The sequence below is a fragment of the Kocuria rhizophila DC2201 genome (assembly GCF_000010285.1).
Lineage (GTDB): Bacteria > Actinomycetota > Actinomycetes > Actinomycetales > Micrococcaceae > Kocuria > Kocuria rhizophila_A.
The window spans coordinates 1,399,072-1,423,027 of the sequence record NC_010617.1 but is presented as its reverse complement, the minus strand read 5'-3'; the positions used below and the strand labels follow the sequence as shown (position 1 = coordinate 1,423,027).

General features: G+C 64.9%; 14 protein-coding genes. 8 read left to right on the top strand and 6 right to left on the bottom strand.

Features of this window, described 5'->3' with window-relative positions; translation table 11 throughout:
* The first annotated feature begins 3 nt into the window (after nucleotides 1-3).
* A complete protein-coding gene (locus tag KRH_RS06215) occupies nucleotides 4-1,701 on the top strand; it encodes an ABC1 kinase family protein (RefSeq protein ID WP_012398337.1) in 1,698 nt (565 codons plus the stop codon).
* Nucleotides 1,702-1,766: 65 nt separating this feature from the next.
* On the opposite strand, the gene KRH_RS06210 is transcribed toward KRH_RS06215, so the two are convergent.
* A complete protein-coding gene (locus KRH_RS06210; RefSeq protein WP_012398336.1) occupies nucleotides 1,767-2,534 on the bottom strand; it encodes a hypothetical protein in 768 nt (255 codons plus the stop codon).
* A gap of 329 nt (nucleotides 2,535-2,863) precedes the next feature.
* Here KRH_RS06210 and wecB point away from each other — a divergent pair, with 329 nt between their 5' ends.
* From wecB to KRH_RS12260, 7 genes are all read left to right on the top strand, one after another.
* Nucleotides 2,864-4,021 carry a non-hydrolyzing UDP-N-acetylglucosamine 2-epimerase gene (wecB, locus tag KRH_RS06205; RefSeq protein ID WP_012398335.1) on the top strand — a complete coding sequence of 386 codons (1,158 nt, stop codon included), beginning with the start codon at nucleotides 2,864-2,866 and terminating at the stop codon, nucleotides 4,019-4,021.
* Between the two features lie 29 nt (nucleotides 4,022-4,050).
* Entirely contained in the window at nucleotides 4,051-5,400 is a 1,350-nt protein-coding gene (locus KRH_RS06200) for a UDP-glucose dehydrogenase family protein (protein WP_012398334.1), read from the top strand.
* A 104-nt stretch (nucleotides 5,401-5,504) separates the two neighbouring features.
* On the top strand, nucleotides 5,505-7,490 hold the full coding sequence (locus KRH_RS06195; RefSeq protein WP_105590518.1) for a hypothetical protein: 1,986 nt from the start codon (nucleotides 5,505-5,507) through the stop codon (nucleotides 7,488-7,490).
* 94 nt (nucleotides 7,491-7,584) lie between these two features.
* Nucleotides 7,585-10,056, top strand: coding sequence for a glycosyltransferase (locus tag KRH_RS06190; protein ID WP_012398332.1), 2,472 nt, complete (start codon nucleotides 7,585-7,587; stop codon nucleotides 10,054-10,056).
* Nucleotides 10,049-11,479: a polysaccharide pyruvyl transferase family protein gene (locus KRH_RS06185; protein ID WP_012398331.1), complete on the top strand. Its 1,431-nt coding sequence runs from the start codon at nucleotides 10,049-10,051 to the stop codon at nucleotides 11,477-11,479. The genes KRH_RS06190 and KRH_RS06185 overlap by 8 nt, the downstream gene beginning before the upstream one ends.
* A gap of 509 nt (nucleotides 11,480-11,988) precedes the next feature.
* Nucleotides 11,989-13,902, top strand: a complete 1,914-nt coding sequence (locus tag KRH_RS06180) for a hypothetical protein (protein ID WP_041297360.1) — start codon at nucleotides 11,989-11,991, stop codon at nucleotides 13,900-13,902.
* 82 nt (nucleotides 13,903-13,984) lie between these two features.
* The gene (locus KRH_RS12260) at nucleotides 13,985-15,361 is read left to right on the top strand and encodes a hypothetical protein (protein ID WP_012398329.1); all 1,377 of its coding nucleotides are present in this window, start codon (nucleotides 13,985-13,987) and stop codon (nucleotides 15,359-15,361) included.
* A 74-nt stretch (nucleotides 15,362-15,435) separates the two neighbouring features.
* Here the strand turns inward: KRH_RS12260 and KRH_RS06175 are convergent, their stop codons facing one another.
* The 5 genes from KRH_RS06175 to KRH_RS06155 all read right to left on the bottom strand — a co-directional run bounded on the left by KRH_RS06175 (nucleotide 15,436) and on the right by KRH_RS06155 (nucleotide 23,912).
* Entirely contained in the window at nucleotides 15,436-18,150 is a 2,715-nt protein-coding gene (locus tag KRH_RS06175) for a glycosyltransferase (RefSeq protein WP_226905875.1), read from the bottom strand.
* A 592-nt stretch (nucleotides 18,151-18,742) separates the two neighbouring features.
* Complete coding sequence (wecC, locus tag KRH_RS06170) at nucleotides 18,743-19,990, bottom strand: UDP-N-acetyl-D-mannosamine dehydrogenase (protein WP_012398326.1); 1,248 nt, start codon at nucleotides 19,988-19,990, stop codon at nucleotides 18,743-18,745.
* An 82-nt stretch (nucleotides 19,991-20,072) separates the two neighbouring features.
* Nucleotides 20,073-21,989 (bottom strand): glycosyltransferase family protein, encoded by a 1,917-nt coding sequence (locus KRH_RS06165; RefSeq protein ID WP_012398325.1) that lies wholly within the window; start codon nucleotides 21,987-21,989, stop codon nucleotides 20,073-20,075.
* Entirely contained in the window at nucleotides 21,986-22,990 is a 1,005-nt protein-coding gene (locus KRH_RS06160) for an ABC transporter ATP-binding protein (protein ID WP_226905876.1), read from the bottom strand. Before KRH_RS06160 ends, KRH_RS06165 begins: the two co-directional genes overlap by 4 nt.
* On the bottom strand, nucleotides 22,980-23,912 hold the full coding sequence (locus tag KRH_RS06155; RefSeq protein ID WP_070105251.1) for an ABC transporter permease: 933 nt from the start codon (nucleotides 23,910-23,912) through the stop codon (nucleotides 22,980-22,982). Before KRH_RS06155 ends, KRH_RS06160 begins: the two co-directional genes overlap by 11 nt.
* Nucleotides 23,913-23,956: the final 44 nt, after the last annotated feature.

The window sequence follows — 23,956 nt, the reverse complement described above, 5'->3', positions numbered from 1 at the left end:
GGTATGATTTCCCGCCGCGAACGGTTCCTCCAGATCATCGAGGTCCTCACCAAGCACGGCTTCGGCTTCGCCCTGGGCGGGCTCAAGCCCCAGTGGCGGGCCCCGCTGGCCCGGGTCAAGCTCATCGACCCGGGCACCGTGCACTCCCAGCCCGAGCACCTGCGCATGGCGCTCGAGGAGCTCGGACCCACGTTCGTGAAGCTCGGCCAGCTCGCCTCGACCCGCCCGGACCTGCTGCCCCCCGGCTACGCGGAAGAGCTGCTCAAGCTACAGGACCAGTCCCCGCCCATCCCCGTGGAGCAGATCCGGGCCATGATCGAGGCCGAGCCCGACTCCCAGGCCGAGGAGATCCTCACCCACATGGACCCGGACCCCGTCGCCACCGGGTCCATCGGCCAGGCCCACGCGGCCACGTTCCAGGGGCACCAGGTGATCGTGAAGGTCCGGCGCCCGGGCGTCACGGACGAGGTCAACCGGGACCTGGAGATCCTCCAGGACATGGCCAAGTGGGTCTCCCGATACTGGACCGCCGCCCAGGACTACGACCTCGAGGGCGTGGTGGAGGAGTTCAGCACCTCCCTGCGGAACGAGCTGGACTTCCTGCAGGAGGCCCGCAACTCCCAGCGCATGGCCGAGAACTTCATGGGCCACCCGCAGATCCACATCCCCGAGATCTACTGGGAGGCCACCACCTCCCGGGTGCTCACCATGGAGCGGATGTTCGGGGTCAAGATCAACGACTACCCAGCCCTCGAGGCGGAGGGCGTAGACCGGCACCTGCTGGCCAAGGAGGCCACGGACGCCATCTGCAAGATGGTCTTCGAGGACGGCTTCTTCCACGCGGACCCCCACCCCGGCAACCTGTTCGTGGAGCCGGACGGACGCATCGCCATCATCGACTTCGGCATGGTGGGCAACCTGACCGAGGAGTTCCGGGACCACCTGATCACCCTGCTGCTCGGGGTGGTCCAGGACAACCCCCGGCGGGCCGCCACCGGTCTGCTGGGGCTCACCGACAGCGGCCAGCACGACGTCTCCAAGCGGGAGATCGAGAAGGACGTGGCGGTCATGATGCGCCGCTACGCCAACAAGCCGCTCGAGGAGGTCCGGGTGGGGGCCCTGATGGCGGACCTGATCTCCGTGCTGCGCCACCACAAGCTGCAGCTGCCCCGCCAGTCCGCGCTGCTGCTGCGGATGCTCGTGACCGCGGAGTCCATGGGCACCGGGCTGGACCCGGGCTTCGACCTGGTCTCCGCCGTGCAGCCCTACGCGGAGCGGTTCATCATGCACCGGCTCTCCCCCGAGATGCTGCTCAACCGGCTGCGCTCCACGGTGGAGGACGCCGTGCAGATGGGCGTGGATGTGCCCGAGTACGTGCGGCGGCTGATCGTGGTGCTCGAACGCGGCGGTTTCGACGTCCACCTGCGCACGGACGAGCTCGACCCCCTGGTCAAGAGCGGCGCCAAGATCGGACACCACGTGGTGGCCGGCGGGGTGATCGCGGCCACCATCAACGGGACCGCGCACATCATCTCCTCGGACCCCGAGCGGTGGAAGAAGTACCACACCCCGCTGATCGTGGGTGGGATGTCCACGGTGGGGGTGCTCAGCGGCTACCTCGCGGTGTCCTCCAACGTGGAGCGGGTGCGCCACCTCGCGCGCGTGCTGCGCGGGAACCGCCAGAAGCGCACGGTGCGCTGAAGCTCAGACCCGGCCCCGCGGCGGCGTCGTCCCCGGCCGGTCCAGGCAGACCCGCCGAGCGGGGCTCACAGCTGCTCCCACATCGCCTGGGAGGTCGAGGAGGCGGGAGCCACGTCCCACTCGACGTTGCGCTCCAGGTCCGCCCGGGCCCGTGCCGCCTCCAGGGTCTCGCGCGTGATGTGCAGCGGGGCGCCGTCCGCGAACGCGCGAAGGTGCTGGTTGGCCGGCACGATGGTGCGGCGCATGTGCGCGACCCCCAGGATCCGCTTGGACAGCGTGCAGTAGGCGACCCCCGGCTGCTTCTGGTTGGCCAGGATCACCCGCATGACCTGCACGCTGTCCGGCTCCAGCAGCCGCTCCACGGAGGACGCCTCCATGGCGAGCACCACGCGCCCTTTGTCCATGATTTCGTAGTAGTCGTCGTAGCAGCCCGAGACGAAGCGCACCTCGGCGCTCGGGTGGCACGCGATGAAGCACGCGAGCTCCCCCTGGCTGATGAGCACGTCCGTGAAGCGGTCCAGCACGCCCACGGTGAGCAGGTGGCGCTTGAGCGCCGCTCGGCCGCGCAGCCTGTTCTGGCGCAGCGGGGTGGCGCGGATCTCGATCTCGAACGCGGAGGGGCCTATCTGCATCATGGTGAAGTCCTGGGTGTAACCCTTCAGGGCCTCGTGCTCGGCGCCGAGCACCTGGCGGGCCAGCATCTGCAGCCCCGTGAAGCTCTCCCGCATCTGCGCCTGCGGGAGGGGCAGCTGGTGCCCCTGCTCGTCGGTGTAGGTCACCAGGACCGGGATGGTGGCGCTGGACAGCGCCACTCCCGGGGTGTGCTGTGCCACGGAGCCTCTCCTCGAATTCGTCGACACGAGTAATTTCAGTTTTGCACAACCAAAAACTCGACCATGAATGCCGGAAAGAAATCTTTTCATGCCGCCGTTATTCTCCACATTTCCCACGACATTCAACCTGCATTCATATGCACACAGTGTAGGGCAGCTCCGTGAATGCACTGTGATGCGTCTCCCGCGATTCTGTACCCTCTAAGGGGGACATCAGCATGCTGTTGGTCCCATGTGATGACCCACACTTCCCCTAGACTGAGGACCTGTAGGGGACGAGCGCGCCGCCGAGCGGCGGAAGGCACCGTTCGACCACGGCCCAGCAAAGGATGTACTGCGTGTTCACGATCATGCCGATTTACGGCACCCGCCCGGAGGCCATCAAGATGGCCCCGATCGTCAAGGTTCTGCAGAGCAGCACGGACTTCGAGTGCGTGGTTACCGTGACCGGTCAGCACCGGGAGATGCTGGACCAGGTCAACGAGATCTTCGACATCACCCCGGACCACGACCTGAACATCATCCAGCCGCGCCAGACCCTCAACGGGGTGCTGACCCGCACGGTGGAGGGCCTGGACGCGATCTTCGCGCAGAACGCACCGGACGCTGTGGTGGTCCAGGGGGACACCACCACCTCCACCGCCGGCGCGATCGCCGCGTTCTACCGGGGGATCCCGGTGATCCACGCCGAGGCGGGGCTGCGGTCCTTCGACCTCTTCTCCCCCTTCCCGGAGGAGGCCAACCGCAAGATGACCTCCCAGATCACGTCCCTGCACCTGGCACCCACGAGCACCTCCAAGGAGAACCTGCTTCGTGAGGCCCTGTCGGAGCAGGACATCGTGGTCACGGGCAACACCGTGATCGACGCCCTGCTGCACACCGTGGAGCAGCAGCTGCCCTTCTCGGACCCGCAGCTCGAGGAGATCGCCTCCTCCGGTAAGCGCGTGCTGCTGGTGACCACGCACCGGCGGGAGAACCAGGGAGAGGCCATGCGCGGCGTCGGGCGCGCACTGGCCCGCATTGCGCGGGCCGAGCCGGAGCTCACGATTGTGCTGCCCGCTCACCGCAACCCCGTGGTGCGGGAGGCTGTACTGCCCGCCATCGAGGGCCTGCCCAACGTGGTGGTCACCGAGCCGCTGGCCTACGGGGAGTTCACCCGCATGCTCTCGGTGGCCCACGTGGTGCTCACGGACTCCGGTGGGGTCCAGGAGGAGGCGCCATCCCTGGGCAAGCCCGTGCTGGTGATGCGCGAGAACACCGAGCGCCCCGAGGCCGTGACGGCGGGGACCGTCAAGCTCATCGGCACGGATGAGGAGCGGATCGTCACCGAGGTGGACCGGCTGCTCAACGACGACGCCGCCTACCGCGAGATGGCCAACGCCGTGAACCCCTACGGGGACGGCCGCGCCGCGGAACGCACCCTGGCCGCGATCGAGCAGATGTTCGGCGTGGGGCAGCGGATCGCGGACTTCGATTCGCAGGCCTGAACCACAGACCTCCCCGGAAAGGAGATGCCATGCGCATGACGGTGATCGGCACGGGCTACCTGGGCGCCACGCACGCGGTGGCCATGGCCGAACTCGGGCACCAGGTGCTGGGGGTGGACGTGGACCAGCGCAAGATCGACATGCTGGCCGAGGGGCGGGTGCCCTTCCACGAGCCCGGCCTGCCGGAGCTGCTGCGCACGCACGTGGCCACCGGCGCGGTGCGTTTCACCACCTCCTACGAGGAGGCCGGGGCGTTCGGGGACGTCCACTTCATCGGGGTGGGCACGCCGCAGAAGCGCACCGGCCACGCCGCGGACATGACCTACGTGGACGCCGCGGTGGAGCAGATCGCGCGCGCCGCGGACCACGACTGCGTGATCGCGGGCAAGTCCACGGTGCCGGTCGGTTCCGCTGCCCGACTGCAGGAGGCGGCCCGGGCGACGTCGCGCCCCGGGGTGACCGTGGATCTCGCGTGGAACCCCGAGTTCCTGCGGGAGGGGCACGCGGTGGAGGACACCCTGCGCCCGGACCGCATGGTGCTGGGCGTGGAGCACGACGCCGCCGCCCGGCCCACCCCCGGCGCGCGGCGCGCCGAGGCCGCGCTGCGCGAGGCCTACGCGCAGCAGCTGGCCGCGGACACCCCGTTCATCGTGACGGACTACCAGACGGCGGAGCTGGTGAAGGTGGCGGCGAACAGCTTCCTGGCCACGAAGATCAGCTTCATCAACGCGCTGTCCGAGATCACGGAGACCGTGGGCGGGGACATCCGCACGCTCGCGGACGCCATCGGACTCGACGACCGGATCGGGCGGAAGTTCCTCAACGCCGGCGTGGGCTTCGGCGGCGGGTGCCTCCCCAAGGACATCCGCGCGCTGCGGGCTCGTGCCTCGGAGCTGGGCCTGGACCAGTCCCTGCGGTTCCTGGCCGAGGTGGACGACATCAACCTGCGCCGCCGAGAGCACACCGTGCAGCTCGCGGTGACCGAGTGCGGAGGCACCGTGAACGGGACGCAGGTCGCCGTGCTGGGTGCCGCGTTCAAGCCCGAGTCCGACGACGTCCGGGACTCCCCCGCCCTGGACATCGCCGCCCGCCTGCACTCCATGGGGGCTGACGTGCGCCTCTACGACCCCCAGGCCAACGCCAACGCCGCACAGCGCTACCCCCGCCTGGACTACGTGGACTCGCTCGACGCCGCCGTCTCCGGTGCGCAGGTGACGCTGTTGCTCACCGAGTGGCGGGAGTTCAGGGACATGGACCCCCGCCGTGTCGCCGGGCTCGTGGCGACGCCCACGATCGTCGACGGGCGGAACGTGCTGGACCCCGCAGCGTGGCGAGATGCGGGGTGGCGGTATCGGGCGTTGGGGCGGAAACCCGTATGATCAATCTCTGCGCAGACCCCCAATAGACATCGGACCCCCGAGAGACATTTCCGATGCCAAGCATCTGAAGCAATATTTCGTCCTTGCCCCCCGAAAGGATCCTTGTGGTCGCCCTCTACCCCTACCCCCGGGGCTTCGTCCTCCATGACACCCGCACAGATTCCGAGCTGTCAAGTGAGTGGCCGGTGGTGGAATTACCCGGCACAGTGTGGCGTTTCGCGCACGATCCAGAAGAACCAGTTGATCTGGGGGGTGTTCCGGAGGGTCGGGACTGGATACTCGTCTACGGGCTGTGCCTGTACTGCGGTTCCGACGACCGCGATCTCACCCCGGCCCAACGACTGGCCGAGGCGTCCGCGCGTGGTACAGGAGCATTCCTGGACGAACTCGATCTGATGGGGGGGCGGCACCTTGTCCTGAGACCGGGGCCCGACGGTCTAGAGCTGTATCAAGATGCCACGGGACTGCGCTCCGTGTACTTTTCCTCCGAAGCCGCGCTGATTGCCTCTCACGTACACCTGATCAACGACCTGGCCCCTCACGAGAAGCGCACTCCCGCCGAGGGTTGCAACGGGGCGTTATCCGGATGGGATCGCACGCCATTCCTGGGTATCGCCGCGCTCCTGCCAAATCATGTGCTCCATCCGGACGACTGGAGCCACCCCCGGTTCTTCCCCCGAACTTCCAACCGCTACCAGGATCTCACGCATCAGGAGCGGCTTGAGACCTTTCGCTCCCTGTGGGACCGGCAGATGGCCGAACTGACGGCACTGGGATCGCAGCTAGTGATGTCCCTCACCGGAGGGGCTGACAGTAGAACTTCCCTGGCGCTCTCCATGGATCACTTGGACGAGGTTGAGACGTTCACGTACACCGTGGCACAGGCCGGCAACTCCACATGGTCCAAGTCCATGGATCTCGATCGCCAACTCGTCGAGCAGCTCAAAGAATTTGTGCCGATGCGTCACAGGTACTTCATTTTCGGGCAGCAGTCGCACCCGGAGAAGGAGCTCATTACCCAGCTGCTCAGCAAGAACACCCACGGAAGCCACGGCAAGTGGTTGGTCTCGCACTACGCGACAGCTTTCCCTGCAGGGAACGTCATTCATCTGAGGGGGAACAACTACGAAATCGGGCGGGCATACTGGGGGTCGGAAACCAGCAGCGACACCATGGCGGACCTGCAGAAGCTCTACCTGCGTCGGACCAAGAAAGACAGCAATGCCGTTCCCCTCGCTGCACGTCAAGCCGACTTCCGGCGGGGTTTCAGTGAATGGCAATACGACACGGAGAAGTACGGCTACCACCTCTTCGATCTGTTCTACTGGGAGGTCCGGTGCGGGCGCTGGCTCACTGAGATCCTTAATGAAACCGACATAGCCTTCAACACGTGTGTACCCTTGAACTGCAGGGCAATAATAGAGATCTCTCTGGCATACTCGCGGGTCGACCGGAAGAGCGGATTTTTCTTCGCGGAGCTCATCAACGCCGCCCACCCGGTGCTGAACTTCCCGGGTAAAAACGACGTGCGCAACCTCTACGAACAGCAGAGAGATACCATGGCCGCTCAGGCCCAGGCCCCTACCCCTAGCCTCGCTCCCGAAGAGACCGCGGCTGGGCTCGAGCCTCATCTTCAGATAGTCACCAGCAACGGTCAACTACGGTACCTCCCCAACACCGCCAGAGAGCTCTGGGTGCCTGCACGCGAATTCTTGGAGGGGACGGTGTGCTCCCGGACCTTCCAAGCAGCCCCGGGTCCGTGCGACCTTCTTTTCACTCTCGACGCGCCCTACATGTATTCGAAAGCAACGGGCACCTGGAGCTACCGCTTGCTCGTTGACGATAAGCCGTGCCTCGAATGGGACGGCCCCTCACGTCGACGACCGGTGCATGTCGCAGTGGCGGGTCTGCGACCCGAGCACCGCGTGTCCATTCAGGCAGTCGTACACAGAGATCGCCACCAGGGATCTTCCTGGGAGGCCGCATCCCGGGCCACGGTCTTAGACGCCGCGTTCATCAGAACGGTGGGCACGCACGAAGCGACCGAACCCGCTGTGGTCTGCGACATCCCGGCCGCGCGGGTGTCGTGATGGTGGTGCTGAGCCGCCTCGGCAGATGCCTCCCACCAAACGGCCACCACGCTGGATGGATCGTGCAGACGCGTCGCGAAAACGGAGGAATAAGATGACTGTGACCGACGCATTGGTGCAGACGATCATTGACATCACGAGGGGCCAGGCACCGCGTGAGGAAAGCCCCCGGCGTCCCTGGGCGGCTCAACTTTCCAACGCGCTGCGTCCCCACGCCGAAGAACGTTTGGTGACGCGGATGCTCACGAAAATCGCGGTGGCGTCAGAGGTGCCTGCCAACGCACGGTTCGTGACCGACGTGCTGAGAAGCACGAACGATTTAGACCTGGCACGCATCTTCGCGGAGACGGCGGAGGCGGACGCTCACCGGCCTTGGCAGCAACGGAGAATCTCCGCCCTCAAGACTCGCAAGCCTTCCACGCTGACTTTTGGACCACGGACGTGTCACACCGTGTACCTCGACCACGGCGGTGCACACGGTGACGGGGAACCTCCCTTGCCGGTCGAATCGTGGTTTCGAACGTGGTTGCCGAGCCTTGGGGAGTCCCCGGTCGGCTTGCTCCCGGACCCCCTGGTCGTGAACTGCGCGTCTGAGTTCCGCCGTGAGGACCTATCAGAGCTGCTGCTGCTGCTGTCCTGTCTGCCAGTCGCACCGGTGCTGACCTTCGACACCGAGGAGACGGTTGCCCAGACCGGGGCGGTTCTCCGGAAGACAGATCTGCCCTGGGGCTGGACGTACCAGCCGATAGTCGTAACGGTAAGGCAGACGCGTGACTGCTTGTGCCCCGTGGACGTTGTCGGGGAGACAGGCATGGAGGATGCGTCCGCGGTTCCTCCGATGTTCCTGAGCGCGGATGAACTGCACGGCGTTGCGCTTGCAGCCAGCTGCGTGTGGCTGGTGGATGCGTTGGCGTTGTCGGAGCGCGTGAATTTCCTGATGCAGGCGCTGACCAGAGAGGCGGGCCGCCTCCTTCCACGTTCCGGACGAAGCCGACTATTCGTGGCTCTCGTGAGCCGCCGACATACACCTGCAACCAGGGCCTGCGTTTCCCAGGCCCTGGCGGGGGCGCTCCAGGACAACGGGTACTTCGATGAGGCGCTGGGCCTCCTGGAATCCGTGCCACCGGAGGCGGCAAATCGACGCTACGTCCCGGAGATGGTCCGGGCTCTCTACGGCGTAGCCGATTTCCAACGTCTGGCGGAAGGCAACTGGGAAGAAGCGGAATCATCCCCAGAGGCCAAACAACTACACGAGGGGCGGGCCGCGTGGGAACTGCTCCGACAACTGGACAGCTGCGAACCGACACTCGAACCACCAAAGCCCGACGCCACGCTGGGAAAAGTTGTGTCCATACTCCACGCAAGTCAGCCGGTGCAGAACGGCGGATACGCCAATCGGGCCCACCAGCTCCTCAGCGGAATGGTTGAGCAGGGGCTGGAGGTAGTAGCCTTCACCCGCCCTGGCTTCCCAGAGCCGGACAACGACCTTGATCCCGGTGAAACAGCCCCAGCTGCACACGATGGTGTGGACTATCGCCGCATCGGCGTCGGGCGAGCACGGAAGCGGGGCGAATACCAGTACATGCTGGAGAGTCTGCAGTGGTACCGGCAAATGCTCCAGGCGGAAAAACCTTCAGTCGTGCATCTGCGGTCAACGTACGTCTCCGCATTGCCCGGCCTCATCGCGGCCCGTGGTTTGGGCATCCCAGCCGTTTACGAAGTCTCCGGCATGTGGGAGCTGGTCTACGCCGCTGCGGAGTCTCCTCGAATGGAAGGCAGGCGCGCTCGGACAATTGTCCTGGAGGACGCCGTTCTCCGTCATGCAGATGCTGTGACCACTCTGACGGAAGCCATGGCTCGTATTGTCACCGAACGCGCCGGAGTGATCACTCCACCGACAGTCTTGCCTAACGCGGTCAATCCCGAACGATTTGCTCCAGCCCCTCGAGACGACACGGTGATCGCCGAACTGGGGTGGCCCACGGACCTGCCCGTTGTGGGGTATGCGGGAAGCTTCGTCGACTACGAGGGCTTGGACATTCTGGTCGATGCTCTGGCCATGCTTCGTGATCGCGGAGTCGCTTTCCGGGCACTGCTTATCGGGGACGGGGCGACCCACTCGTCTGTCGTATTCCGGGCGCAAGAAAAAAACCTCACTGACTGGGTGCACTTCACTGGACGGGTGCCGCACCATGAAGTGGACCGCTACTACAGGGCCATAGATATGTGCGCCTATCCCCGCCGGCTGACTCCTGCCACTGCAGCGGTTTCACCGCTCAAACCGTTTGAAGCGATGGCGGCGAAGAAAACTGTACTGGTTTCCGATGTCCCGCCTCTCGCGGAAATCGCCGGGGACCAGGAACGAGCCGTGATCTTCACCCACGACGACGCCTTGTCACTCTCCGAGGCCTTGGAGCGCGCCATTCGAGATCCTGCTGCATCGGAACAGCGGAGAACAAGCGCTCGCGCCTGGGTGGAGCGCGAGCGTAGCTGGAACGCCGTTGTCAGCAGCCTCAAGCATGTACTCGAGGAGACCGCCAGGAAAGGAAACAACAGCCATGGGTGACGTTGTCATCTTCTACGGGCACGCGGCATCGAACTGGGGGGACCTGGCCATCAACTCTGGGGTAGTCCAGCTACTGGAATGCGCCGGCCGTCCCGCCTCGGAGATCCGCGCCGTGCGGATGCGTCCCTCGGACCGTTACGACCGCCTCTCGCGTGAGAGTCTTGACGGCGCGCAAACCACAGACATGTATTTTCCGTCAACGGGGGGTGATCTTACTCGCGAATTGATGCAGTTGAGCGAGTACTTTGAGAGCCCCGATGATTTCGTGCGAAAGTATCGGCTGAAAGCAGCAGACCTTGTTGTCCTGAACGCAGGAGAACATCTCTTCGAGTCCTCGACCGGTGAGAACTTACGGGACCTGCTGTGGCGCATCTTGCCCCTGATCAGCGCCAACCGCGCTGCAACTCCCCTGGTGGTCATGCCCTCGACCCTGGGCCCGTTTCGTAGCAACCTCGGTCACCAGCTCACGAGAGTCCTCGCCAGGCTTCCAGTCGCTTTCGCCTTCCGCGAGAGCAGCTCGAAAGACCTCATGCGGTCCACGGACCTCTCGACGAAGCCCGTTCTACTTGACCCGGGGTTTTTCGCGAAAGGTCTGAACCCACGTGCTAGCTCCCCCACGACCCCCACGACCATTGGGCTCGTGTTCCGGCTGGAGGACTATGGTCTGCGTGCTGGTTCGAAGCGCAGCGCCTACATGCAGGCCAAGAGCCGATCCAACGAGTTCAGAGACTCGACAGGGCTCAGGGTCTTCGGTTCCATCGCCGAGCACCACCTCAATGAGGGTCGAGCGATCCGGCTGCTGGTCCAGACCCAGGCTGATCGAGAAATCACGGTGGCGCTGTACAACGCCCTCCGTGAACGGCATCCAGACGGGAACATCCAGCTCCGAGATCCTGAGACGTTCCAGGAGTACCTCGACGAAATTAGGTCTCTCGACCTGCTGATAACCTCACGGTTCCACGCTGTCATCCTGGCAGAAGCTCAACGAGTGCCCTGTGTCGGGATCTACTCCGAGAGCCACGGGCACAAGATGCCCGGGTTGTTCAACCTGCTCGGATACCCCGAGGGCGCGGTGCGCATGGATGAACGCTACGCACAGCGCGTCAGCGAGGACGTCATGATGGCAACCGACGCCAGCTGGGGGGACCGCGGTCCACGGTGGGAGAGGATTCAGGAGCTCAAGGACCTCACCAGGTCGTGGTTCTATGAGGCGCTGGGGGCCGCCCGTACCGGGCCAGTTGACACGTCCAGGCTCCAGATCGCAGCTCTGGCTGGCCTCAACCGTGTCGTGTCGGAGAACGTCCGTCGGCAGGACCTCACAGCCATAGAGTCGTCGCTCTCCAAAATCCAGGATGCGCTACGTGGACTAGGAGACCACGAATCCTCTGTTCACCCGTCAGATGTGGTTAGCCAGGGTGACTGACAGCATGCGGTCGCTGAGCGGGACAAGGTACCAAGACTTCAAGAAACTTCGTGACGACTACCGGAACAATCGGCAGGCCCGCATTCCCCGGCCACTGATTTCGGTTACCGTTGATGCGCACGGGGACCCACTGCGCCGACACTCCTCCCTGAGGGAGCCGTTGGACCTTTTGTGGGTGCCAACGGACCTTCAGCGCCCAGGGGTTACGGACCGGTTCCAGCGCAAAGCCATGAGCCACGCGCTGTCGGCGCGATTTGTGCTTTCCTTCCCCCAAAGTGCCCGAGACCTGCCAGTGACTCTCTGCGCGGGCATCGAGGACAGCACGGAAAAAGAAATATCCGCACGAATCTGCAACCCAATAGAAGTCATAAACCTCCCAGAAGTTCCCCGTGGGGCCAAGTACTGGGTGGGTCTGAGAGTTGACGCTCCGATTCCCGATGGCCGCTGGAAGGATGTACGGGCCCTCGTCCTGTCTGCGGCCACGCAAAAAAGAGAAGACGGGGGTCCCCATGAGTGACTACGAGCTGTACCCACGCGGTTTCGTCTACCATCCGGCAGTTGAGCGTGGGATTCCCGACCTTCCCGCTCCGCAATTCCAGCGGATGCAACTGCCAGGTGGCTCACTCCTCGACGTCCACGAGTGGGCAGACCGGGATCTTGCCGTCACGGGCGAGGACTGGGCCGCTGTCGTGGGGGTCGGCCTGCTCTACAACCCGGAACTCGGCAGGGCGACCACCGAGGGCCTGGCAAGCACACTGCTGGCGGCTGCGGTGAAGGCAAAGGGTTTTTCGCTTGTGGAACGAGCGCTGTACGACATGGGGGGTCGGTACGCTGTGCTCATCCACGCCGGTGGCAGCACACGTGTGTACCACGACGCCCATGGAAACCGTACTGTGTACTGGCGGCTGGACCGCGGCGTGGTGGCCTCCCACTACGACATCCTCGCTCGAATGGCCACAGGGACACCGGACACCCATCCCTTGGCCCGCCTGAGGCTGGGAGGCAGGTGGGAACACACAGATGATGAGAACATCCGTGCCCTGTTGCCCAACCACTTCCTAGACCTGGAGAGTCGTACCGCCACGCGGTTCTTTCCGCAACATGAAAACCCGTTCAAGAGCTGGACAGCCGAGCAGCGCTCGGCAGAAATTCGCAGGGTGTGGCGGGCGCAGTTGGACGCTGTTCTGAAGCTGAGTCGGCCGAACATAATGTCCGTGACCGCCGGGACCGATTCGCGACTGCTCATGTCCTTCGTCAAGGGACACGAGCACGAATTTGAGGCTTTCACCTACGGACCAAAGGATGTGACACCAGGACGAGGCAGGTTCAATGACATCCTCCGCCGCGACATCGTACGATCTTCCGACCTGGCGGCAGCCGCCGGGCTGAGGCACAGGATTCTGTACTTCGATACCCGTAAATCCAAGACGCTGGACAAGGGCGTTCTGGACCGGAACTCGATCCACAAGCACGGCAGATGGCTTCTTCCTCTCTACCTTGAAAATTTCACGAATCCACGTGCCCTCTTCTACAGAGGCAACCTAGTGGAGACGGCCCGGGGTCACAACTACGTGGCGCCTGGCGCCGATTGGCACCCGATCGTCGAGGCGCTTCTGCTGGATCGCGCCCGCGGACACCTCTCTGCCGAGGACCTGGAAATGTGCCGCGTTGCCACCCGGGAGGAAATGGCGCGTCTCGAATCCGACCGCCTACCACCCGATTACCGGCCGGAGGACATGGCCTACTGGGAGGTCCGCATGGGGCGCTTCATGAGTGAAGTGAGCAACGAAACGGATGTCGCCTTCGACGTGTGGATGCCTGTCAATCACCGTCGCATACTCGATCTCTTCATGGCCTACCCTCTTCACGATCGATATGACGAGGCCGCGATCTTCCAGGTAATTGACCAGGAGAATCCGGTACTCAACTCTTTTGATCTCAACGACCAGCCATCCATGACGCGCCGAGCAGAGCTTTTCGCAGAGGAAGCTCAGCTACTCCAGGATGCCACGGGACGGCAGCCAAACCGCGCCTTCTACCGCAGCCCGGACGGAACGACCCACCCAGTAAATGCAAGTGGTTCAGGACTTGCATTTACCGAAGCGACCTTCGTGAAAGACGGTGAAGTGGGTTTCGGCTGGGAATTCCAGCTGGACCGGGGCTCCGCACGCATCGTCGTGCACAGTCCATGGAAGAACGCTCGCGCTACGGGGCACATGGAGCTCCATGTGGGCTCGGGAGCTAGAACGGTACATTGCCAGGACCTTGCGCTGTCCGCTCTGCCGTCGGTGGTCGACGTAGCCCATCTGCGGCGCGGTGACGAGGTGTGGGTCAAGATCAGAGCGCTGAAGACCATGAGTGCCGAGTCCTGGCACCGGGCTTCCCACACGGAGGTCGTCGCTTACAGTGAACAACGCGTCTGAGCTGCACCAGATGACGACACCAGCGGCGCCGATCAATGACCGGTCCCAGAGCAGTGCTCGTGACCCTACCAGGATGGTGTAGATGGACATCGAAATCGACCGGGAGCGTGCTCGGCTGACGCCCTCCGAGGGATGGGTTGTCTGCAATTCACCTGGTTCGGATGTGTTCCTCTCCCCCGATTCCTTCGTAACCGGTTCTGTGTCGGCGCGCAGTCTCGCTCCTGTCCCGGCCCCGGGAAACGTGTATTTCACAGTTCGTACCAAATACGCGCACCCCGCCTCCGTGGGCACATGGGTGTACAGGATTTCCGTCGACAACGTGGTGAAAGCTCGGTGGGACGGTGGTGCCCACAAGAGACCGGTGCGGGTGAGTATCAAAGGATTGCGTGCTGGCTCAGTTGTGCGTCTCGAAGTCGCCGCCCTCCGTGACAAGCCCGGACTCGCTTCATGGTCAGAGGCAACCCGCGCAAGCATTTGCGAGGTGCAGTTCGAGGAAACGGAAGCGACCAGATGCGGTGTGGTGGTGGGTATCGACCCCTCAGATCGCACCTACCTGCCCGACACCGCCAACTCTGTGTTCGTACTTGACGCGGCGGAGATCGCGACCTGGCCTGCTCACCGGTTGGAAGCAGACACACCTCAACGGCTCGACGTCGTGACTGACCGCGGTGTGCTGCCACTTCTCGTGGTACGCCGCCCGGGGGCTGCGCGAACGGTGATTCTCAGCAATGGGGCCGTCGACCTCGAGAGGTCGGGTGGAGAACCCGTGTTCCAGCGCTCCTCATGGCACACCGAGATTCAGGGCCACTTGATCTACGTCTGCGATCCCGGGACGGTTGGCCCAGGGGCCCTCCCCCTTGCATGGGGCCAGATTTCCGCACGCCACTGGGTCGTCCCGGACATGGCGGCTGTAGTGCGCGCGGTGAGTAGACGGCTCGGGGTCGTGAGTGGCGCCGGCCGACTCTACTACGGGTCTTCGGCAGGAGGGTTCCTCTCACTTGGCATGGCCGCCTCTGACAACGGGTGCAGAGTAATCATCAACAACGCGCAGTTCGACTGGACCCGGTGGATGGCGGGAGGTGTCAACGCACTTCGGGCGGCAAGGTTCGACAACGCACTGCCCGCTACCATAAGGTCCCGCAACCCACGGCGTACCAACATCTTGAACAATCTCGCATCGGGACGCGGACCCCGTACCGTGGACTACCTTGTGAACCTCGATTCCAACCACGACAGAGAAGTCGACGCCCGTATCATGGGCCAGTTCATGCTCAACCACCCCGAATTCAGGGACATGGTTCGCGCGATCGCTTACCGGGATCCCGTCGCTGGCCACAACCCTCTCCCCAAAAATCTCACACTCCCTTGGCTGCACTCACCGACTCGGGTACCGCCCCAGTCCATTGACACGCGGTTCGATGAAGCCCCAGAAAATACGGGGATACAAGGCCTATGGTGACGCACAACAGACCCGGGCGGCAGGGCTATGGTGTCGCTGCGGCCTCCGTGCGGTCGGCGAGAAGCAGGAAACCGTTACGCGGTTTGTCGCATGCGGACCTGCAACGGTGAGTCCGGCAGGTCAGGATCGGCGGGTTCCAGGGTGACGCCGTAGATCGCACACAGTGCATCTAGGTACTCTCGCGCTTCTGGTTTGTCCTCCTGCGACACAAACTGATTGAACTTGGCCACAAGCCACCCTCGGAAGAACGGATCTGCTCGCAAAGTAGAGTAAGTCTCCAGCAACCCCGCGGACTCCAGCCACGTCTTGCGGTATTCCTCCAAAACGAGGTATTTTTTATAGAATCCCGGGCCCACCGTATTGATCATGGAGTTCGACACCGCGCCATAATAGACATGAATGGGCCGCCGAACCGTGGCAATACGCCGCGCGCCGTAGAGCATCTGCTGGAACGCCAGCGAATCCTGGCCCAGGGCGCCTACGGGTTGGTACAGCCCGATGGATCGAAGCCATTCCGTGTCCGCCACCAGTGCCTGAATACTCATGGGCTGGAACTTGATGCGTTCCAACGCGTCGTCCGGTACCTGGAGCCCGCCCGTCGGGTCCGCGGGCAGATGTTGCTCAAGGAGCTTGGTGTTGGAAACGTACCGGCGCGTGGCCGCGAGCTTCACCATGTCGCCGATCGCGAACTGAACGCGAAGACTGCCCACGGTATCCAGCAGCGTTCGATACCCGTCGTTGAGCGCCTCGTTATCGGGGTCGAGATACGTGATGTAGGGAGCAGATGCGAGCTTGAGACCTTCATTGCGGGGTCTGGATGCGCTCCCAGATCCGCCTGTTTCAAAAAGATGGGTACGCACGTTGGGGTGGCGGGCATCGAGTTCTCGAACGGTTTGCACCGTTTCGCGGTCCGTCGAGCCGTCGTCGATGAGGAGAATCTCCATCTCGTCGAAAATTGTGGACCGCTCCAGTGAGCGGAAGCATTTGGACACAAGATGTTTACCGTTGTTGAAGACGGGTACCACAACGGAAAGTCGAGGCGGCTTGTGGGTGGACAGGCTAATGCTCTCGGCAGATCTGCGGCCCGCTCCGAACGGCGCGGTGCTGTATGTCCGTCCTGCTGCCCGGCCGGTGGTGAGCCAGGTCTCGAGCACTCCCCCCGCCGCGTCGGTGCGCAATGCCGCCCTCGCGCTACTGAGAGCGCCATCGACGATTTCGTGGTCATCGCGGCTGGTAATGCGACCGTCCACCTCCTCCCCGTTCTTCGCGGCGATGTCCACGTCTGCGAATCTGAAAACGTTCAGGAGATCCCGCACATGGGTAGCACTATATTCATGTGTGTTCGACACGGGCACGATGACGTCGTAGTCGGCAACTCGTGAGCGGACTTCGTGGGGGGCGAGAACGGCCGTGTGGACCGTCTGTGACGCGGCCACCTTGGCTGCCTCGCCCACCAGCGTGTCGGGTTCTGGAACTACAGCAACTCGTTCGCTGAGCGTTCTCGTAGGCGCTCCCACAGCTAGCAGCATCTCCCGCATGCGCTGCCACGCCGTGTCGTGCTCCCACACCCGGCGAAGACCGTCGTTTTGCGCGCGGTAGAGCCGGTCTCCCGCCATGTTGTCGAGGATGAGCGGAATCTCTTCCGACCGGTCGACCAACTGAACCTCGGGATAGAGGTCGTTCACTGCCAACGAGTAGTTGGAGAGGACGAAAGATCCCATGGCCTGCAGCTCGACTACACGGTTGGCGTACATCGTGGCCGAATCGGGCACCGAGTTCAGATTGATCTGAACGTCCACTGCACGCTGCAGCTTCATGAGTTCCAGGTGCCCGACACCTGGGCCCACATGGTCCATGTACTCCCGGGGGTAGAAGTAATTTGGATCGCCCAGGGCCGCATTGCGGTCAATGATCAAGAGATCCCGACCGGCATCCAGAACCCCATCGAAAATTCGTCGAGCCGCTTTCTGCCTGGCAGCGTACTTATGCGACAGCCAGGAACCCGCGAAAAGGACTTCCGGCGCGCGGTGGCGTCGAGAGCCAATCGGTGTGTGAATCAGAGGGTTTACTCCGAAGGTGAGGGAGTCAACGGACTGCGCCCTAGGGCAGGCCGCCGCGTAGTCACTGATCTTCTCTCTGGCGGACGTAAACACGGCGTCTGCTTCCGTTGCGAGCGACCGGAACCGTCCGTAGTTCGGCGGATCTTCCTTCGAGTAAAACACCACGGGGACCCCGTGGGACCGGAAGGCCGGGATGACCTCTGAGCGCAGCAGGCCCGCAGGGGCGAAGATGCTGTGCCACTCGTCGAAACGACCACGCCATGTGGAGGTGACAATCAGTACATCGACATCGCGAGCGAGGTCCCGAAAATTGTCGGGAGTCACGTAACTGACGCGGGCGGCTCCCTCGTAAGTCTCGTAGAGAAATGTGTCTGCAACCATGGCCACCCGGGCAGGATGCGGTGTAAGGACTCGAGTCCCGGCCGTGCTCGGAAGATCGTTCACGGCAGCGAGAAGGTCTTCCACCTGCGCGCGTCGCTGATTGCCTCCGAGCCACTGCCGATACTGCTCGGGCGAAAGCACAGGCTGCAACCGATCTGACCGGTTGTTCTGAACCTGCCGTTGGAAGGCTCTCGAGCTGTACCAGTGCTTGTCTGCGCGTGCCTGTTTCTCCTCGCTTCGGAGCTGAGCTATGCGAGCCTTGACATTCACGCGCCTCTTGGAAATCTCATCCGCATTCATCGCCATGACCGCAACTTCGTCCGTGCGCCCCACAGCTTGCGCTGCCATCTGACCATTCGAGTGCCCCTTAGCTTCTCCAGATCGGCGGTCAGCTGTCGCGATCGATCACGTTCTTTCCGTAGCTCCGCCTCCAGCCACCAGATCTTCTTGAGGCGGGAGTTGTCCAGATCTTTCATTGCTCGGTCCCGGGACTCGAGGGCCCCGAAAAAGGCGAGTTCCTTCTTGTAGCTTGCCACCAATTCGGCGGACAGCTTGGCAATGGTCGCCGACTGTTCTATCAAGCTGGCAGTTATGGCCGCCGTCGCGCCCTCAGGAGGGACACTGACGGTGTTGCCGGTAGGGAGTCCAGGCATGTGATGTCTCTTCTGTGGTTGACCGGTGGGTGGATTCGTGAATTCTTCTGCGGGGAGCGCGTCCTAGCTGCCCGCCCCAGCCCAGTCCCAACGACATTCGCGGGATAACCGTGATCCGGCGCTCATGAGGGATCGGGGGCCGTCTCTGGAGCCGTGGAACGGCCACTCTTCGCCGTGGTCATGAATCGACTTCCCGCGTTACTCCGAACCCCGGCCGGAGCATGGTTCCGAACCCGTCCGTGAAGGTCTTGCCAGGCGGGAACGCACATCACGAGCTTCTGCCGCTCTCACCGCCACAGCCCCTTCGTGTCTACCACGGCCTTGCCCTTGAGCGCGGTGGCCGGCAGGGTCTTGAACTCGTCGTGGTCCACGAGCAGCAGGATCACGTCCGCGCGCTCGATGGCGTCCTGGTAGTCCGCGAACTCCACGTTGGTCAGGCCCTGCAGGCCCTTGGGCAGCTCGGAGACGTTAGGCTCCACCGCCAGGACCGTCGCGTGGCTCACGTGCTCGGCCAGGTCCTTGGTGATGTTCATGGCCGGGGATTCACGCAGGTCGTCGATGTTGGCCTTGAACGCGAGGCCCAGGGCTGCGATCACCGGGGACTCCACGTGGGAGCAGGCCTCCTCCACCTTGGAGATGACCCACTTCGGCTTCCCGTCGTTGACCTCGCGGGCGGTGCGGATCAGGCGTGAGTTCTCCCGGTCCGCGGCCACGATGAACCACGGGTCCACCGCGATGCAGTGCCCGCCCACGCCGGGGCCCGGCTGCAAGATGTTCACGCGCGGGTGGTGGTTGGCCAGCTCGATGAGCTCCCACACGTCGATACCCAACGTGTCCGCGATCAGGGACAGCTCGTTCGCGAATGCGATGTTCACGTCCCGGAATGAGTTCTCCGTGAGCTTGGACAACTCCGCCGTGACGTCGTCCGTGGCGAGCAGTTCACCCTGGCAGAAAGACGCATAGACCTCCTTGGCGCGGCGCGCGGCCTCGGGGGTGCTGCCGCCGATGATGCGGTCGTTGGAGATCAGCTCCTCGAGCGCCTTGCCCGGCAGGATGCGCTCGGGGCAGTAGGCGAAGTGCACCACGGGCTTGCCGTCCTCCCCGCCCAGGGAGAGGTCCGGGCGCAGCTCCATGACCTTGGCCGCGAGCTTCTGGGTGGTGCGCGGCGGGGAGGTGGACTCCAGGATCACGGTCTCGTCGCCACGCAGCTGCGGGGCGATCGACTCCGCCGCGGACATGATGTAGGACAGGTCGCCCTCGTAGTTCTCCTTGAACGGCGTGGGCACGGCGATCACGAACGCGTCCCCGTGCTGCATCTCGGTGGTGGCGGTGAGCTGGCCGCTGTCCACGGCCTTCTTCAGCTGCTCCTCCAGCCCGGGCTCCACGATGGTCACCTCACCGCGCTGGATGCGCTCCACCGCGGAGGCGTTGACGTCCACTCCGTGGACCCGCACACCGTGGTTCGCCATCACCACGGCGGTGGGAAGACCGATGTAGCCCAGCCCCACGAACACGACTTCCAACGACTCACTCATGTGTGCACCTCACGCGTTCGACGGCCCGCCCAGGACGGCCGCCTTGGTTTTTTCCATTGCAAATACCTGGTTCCTCCCAGGATCATACCGTCACGTGGGCCCGGCCGTCCCCGAAAAGGACCACGTCCCCGGTAGCCAGCGCGGCGGCGTCGGACACCTGCCACGTGTGGCCGTGCGTGCCCCGGAACTGGAGGAAGTTGAAGCGGTCCGCGGAGTAGATGGTGTACCCCGCCTCGCGCACGGCGGCGAGGAAGGACGTGTCCTCCCCCGTGCTGCGCCGCTGGAAGGGGATCTGGTGGAAGACCTCCCGGCGGCCGGTGATGGTGGGCCCCATGACGAAGTCCGTGTACCGGTGCTCGCGATGGGGGAAGCGCAGCAGCGTGGCGTCCTGGGACTCCACCCGCATGTAGTGGGCCTGCTTGCCCACCACGTCCGCGTCCGCGTAGGACAGGGCGTCCAGCAGGTCCGCGAGGTAGCGCGGGGCGTAGTAGTCGTCGTCGTCCATCTTGGACAGCACGTCCCCGGTGGCGTGCTCCACCGCCAGGTTGAGGCACTCCCCCAGCGTGAGCGAGGCGTCCGCGGCCACGGTGGTCACCTGCAGCGGACACGCTCGCACGGCCTTGGCCACGGTGGGGGTCGCGGGGTCGAAGCCGTGGGCCACGAGCACCACGTCCAGGTCCACGTCCTGCTGGGCGGCGATCCCCTGCAGCGCCTGGGCCACGCGCTGCGGGCGGTTGGTGCACAGCAGGGCGGTGACGGTGGGACGCACCCGGGCACGGGCCAGGTGCGGGGCCGCGAGTTCCAGGACCGTCTCCACCCGGTGGGTGTAGGTGTGCCTGGACCAGATCTCCCGCTGCGCCCGGTGCACCGTGCGGTCCGCGAGCTCGGGGCTGCGCACGAGCGCGCGGACCACGTCAGCGGCGTGCTCCCGGTCGGAGACGACGCTGAGCTGGTCCTGCGTGAAGAAGCGGCGCACCGCCTCGGACGGTGTGGACACCACCGCCGTGCCGCACGCGGTGATCTCGAAGATCCGCCGCGCGCACATGGACGGCGAGTCCACCACCGAGTTCACGTTGAGGAACACCCGGTAGGCGCGGTACGCGGTGAGCATCTGCTCGTAGTCCAGGGACCCCACCACGTGGGCGTCCAGCGGCGCGGGGAACTGGTAGCGCTCGTCGTGGCCGAGGTACCGGGAGAAGATCTCCAGCCCCGTGGCCAGCTTGGGCGACACGTCGTGCGCGCCGCCGAGCAGCAGGTCCATCTGCGCGCGGCGCTCCGGGAACTTGTGGGCGAAGTACATGCCCCCGAACGCCACGTCCCGGGTGTGGAACCCGGTGCCGGGGCGTACCGGATTGTGCACGGCCGGCTGCGCGGCGAACGGCAGCACCCCCACACGCTCGTGGCCGAGGTCCCGGTGGTAGTGCGGCACCCTGTCCACGTCCGTGGTGAGCACGACGTCGAACAGCCGCGCGCACTCCAGGAAGTCCTCGTAGTGCGGCGGGTCCTCCTTGTTCCAGAACACGGTGGGAATCCCCTGCTCGCGGCAGTGGGCCACGAGATCCCTCACGGGCTGCTTGACACCGGAGGTGCCCGTCAACTGGTACTGCCACTCGTCGTGGTTGCCGTGCCACGCGGACTCCACGAACAGCAGGTCCACGGGGTGGGCGGCCAGCTCCGCGCGCCAGTTCGTCCGCGTGAGCTCCACCTGGTTCCACTCGTACTGCAGCGCCCGCAGGGAGAAGTCGTCCAGGATCACCGCGGCCGTCACGTCCTCGCGCACGGGGCCGCGCTCGGGCCACACCTGCGGCGTGAAGGACACCGTGGCCCTGCCCGGTTTCCCCGGGGCCGTCACCTCGGGGGCAGGGTTGACGACGGCGCTCGCGGCCGTCCCGGACGGCAGTGCCGCCCGCCGTCGGTACGTCCGCCACTGGGCCACCCCGCCGTGGCGCAGGTGCCACAGCTGGGTCCGCAGCTGCCCCACGGGTCCCCGGGCGCTCACGCGTGCACCTCGCGCAGCTCGGTGCGCACCAGCTCGGTCATGAGCCGCTGCCTCATCCGTTGCGCAGCCCCGTTGTTCCCGGCCGCGAGCTCCTTCACGAACGCCTCGTACTCCCGTGTGACGAGCTCCGGGTCCCCGTCCATGACCAGGTCCCCCTGGTCCAGCCACACCACACGGGTGCACATCTGCCGCACCTCCGCCATGGAGTGGGACACGAACAGCACGCAGCCGGCCTGCTCCCGGATCTGCGCCATGCGCGCCTGGCCACGGTCCCGGAACTGGGCGTCCCCGGTGGACAGGGCCTCGTCCAGGATGAGGATGTGCGGGTCCGTGGCCGTGGCCACCGCGAACCGCAGCCGGGCCGCCATCCCGGAGGAGTAGGCCTTCATGGGCCAGTGGATGGCCTTGCCGAGGGCGGCGATCTCCACCAGCTCGGGCAGGATCTCGTCCACCCTCCGGGGGTCCATGCCCTGCGCGAGGCAGCCGAGCCGGATGTTCTTCTCCCCGGACAGCGCCGGCACCAGGGACACGTTGACCCCCAGCTTCACGGGGGTGCCGGTGGCGTGCACCCGCCCGGACGTCGGGTTCATCTGACCGGCCACCACGTTCATCAGCGTGGACTTGCCGGAGCCATTGCGCCCGATGAACCCCACGAACTCGCCCTGCTGCACCGCGAGCGTCACGTCCTTGAGAGCGCGGTTGCGCACCACGGGAGGCCGCCCCAGGGCTCGTCTGGCCCACCGCACGGGCGCGGCCACCGGGACCTCCTCGCCTCCCCCGGTGGAGGTCACGGTGTAGACCATGCTCACGCGGTCCACCACCACGGCGGGGCCGGGGCCCACAGCTTCGTTCGCATCCTGCCCGGCCCGGCCCGTCACGGCCCGGCTCCACGGCATCGGCGACGGTGCCCCCGCACGGCGACGGCCGCGTCGTCGTGGGCGGGCGGCGAGCTCCGCGGACGGGGCCGCGGCGTGGGCCGGTCGGGTGCTCTCAGCGTTCATCGGCGTAGCTCTCCTCGTTCCACCAGAAGACCAGGAATCCCACCTCCAGCAGGACCACGGCAGCGCCCCCGAGCACGGCCCACGAGGACCAGTGGGGCAGCTGTGCGCGCAGCACCAGGTCGCGGCTCATGGACAGCACCTGGTAGAGCGGGTTGGCGTGGAACAGCGCGAGCACCCGGGGGTCGTCCACGAAGCGCGAGGGGTCGTAGAAGATCCCCGACGCGTAGAGCCACAGCCGCATGGCGAACGAGAGCACGTTGGCGAGGTCGGGGATCCTGTGCACCGCGGGGGCCAGGAGCATTCCCAGACCCCAGTTGAACACGGTCTGCAGCGCGATCACGGGTAGCAGGAGCAGCCAGGTCCAGGAGACGGGCTCCAACGGAGGGACGATCAGCAGGAACACCAGGATCGCGGCCACGGCGTAGAGCTGGGTGAGGGCGTCGCGGACCACGATGGACAGGGTCAGCGCCGCACGCGGGAACATGAACCCTCGCACCAGGGCCTTGCCGGACGCCATGGACCGCGCCGCCGACACCACCGAGCGGGTGCTGTACGTGAACATGGTCAGGCCCAGCACGATGAACGCCACGAAGTTGTCGATGCCCTGCCCCGTGCGCAGCAGCAGCCCGAAGATCAGGTAGAACGTGAGCCCCAGCAGCACGGGGTTGAGCACGATCCACGCCTTGCCCAGCAGGGTGTGGTCCTGGCTCACGGCCAGGCGCACCCGGGCGTCGTACCAGATGAAGTGGCGCGATCCCCACAGGTCCCGGAGGTAGTCGCCCAGCGGGGGGCGCGCCCCCACCGCCTGCATGGTCGAGGGGTCGAAGTCCACCACGTGGCTCGGGCGCGGCTGCGTGCGGGGAGGGCCTCCGTCCTGCGGGGAGGCCCACGAGCCCGGCGTCGCGGCGGCACTGGTGGTCATGCGGAGTTCTCCTCGCGGGTGTGGGCCGTGTGGGGGATGGAATG

Excerpts from the sequence above, each read along its gene's own strand:
- KRH_RS06215 (WP_012398337.1), top strand. The coding sequence starts at position 4 with ATGATTTCCCGCCGCGAACGGTTCCTCCAGATCATCGAGGTCCTCACC.
- wecB (WP_012398335.1), top strand. The coding sequence starts at position 2,864 with ATGTACTGCGTGTTCACGATCATGCCGATTTACGGCACCCGCCCGGAG.
- KRH_RS06200 (WP_012398334.1), top strand. The coding sequence starts at position 4,051 with ATGCGCATGACGGTGATCGGCACGGGCTACCTGGGCGCCACGCACGCG.
- KRH_RS06190 (WP_012398332.1), top strand. The coding sequence starts at position 7,585 with ATGACTGTGACCGACGCATTGGTGCAGACGATCATTGACATCACGAGG.
- KRH_RS06185 (WP_012398331.1), top strand. The coding sequence starts at position 10,049 with ATGGGTGACGTTGTCATCTTCTACGGGCACGCGGCATCGAACTGGGGG.
- KRH_RS06180 (WP_041297360.1), top strand. The coding sequence starts at position 11,989 with ATGAGTGACTACGAGCTGTACCCACGCGGTTTCGTCTACCATCCGGCA.
- KRH_RS12260 (WP_012398329.1), top strand. The coding sequence starts at position 13,985 with ATGGACATCGAAATCGACCGGGAGCGTGCTCGGCTGACGCCCTCCGAG.
- KRH_RS06175 (WP_226905875.1), bottom strand. The coding sequence starts at position 18,150 with ATGGCAGCGCAAGCTGTGGGGCGCACGGACGAAGTTGCGGTCATGGCG.
- wecC (WP_012398326.1), bottom strand. The coding sequence starts at position 19,990 with ATGAGTGAGTCGTTGGAAGTCGTGTTCGTGGGGCTGGGCTACATCGGT.
- KRH_RS06160 (WP_226905876.1), bottom strand. The coding sequence starts at position 22,990 with ATGAACGCTGAGAGCACCCGACCGGCCCACGCCGCGGCCCCGTCCGCG.
- KRH_RS06155 (WP_070105251.1), bottom strand. The coding sequence starts at position 23,912 with ATGACCACCAGTGCCGCCGCGACGCCGGGCTCGTGGGCCTCCCCGCAG.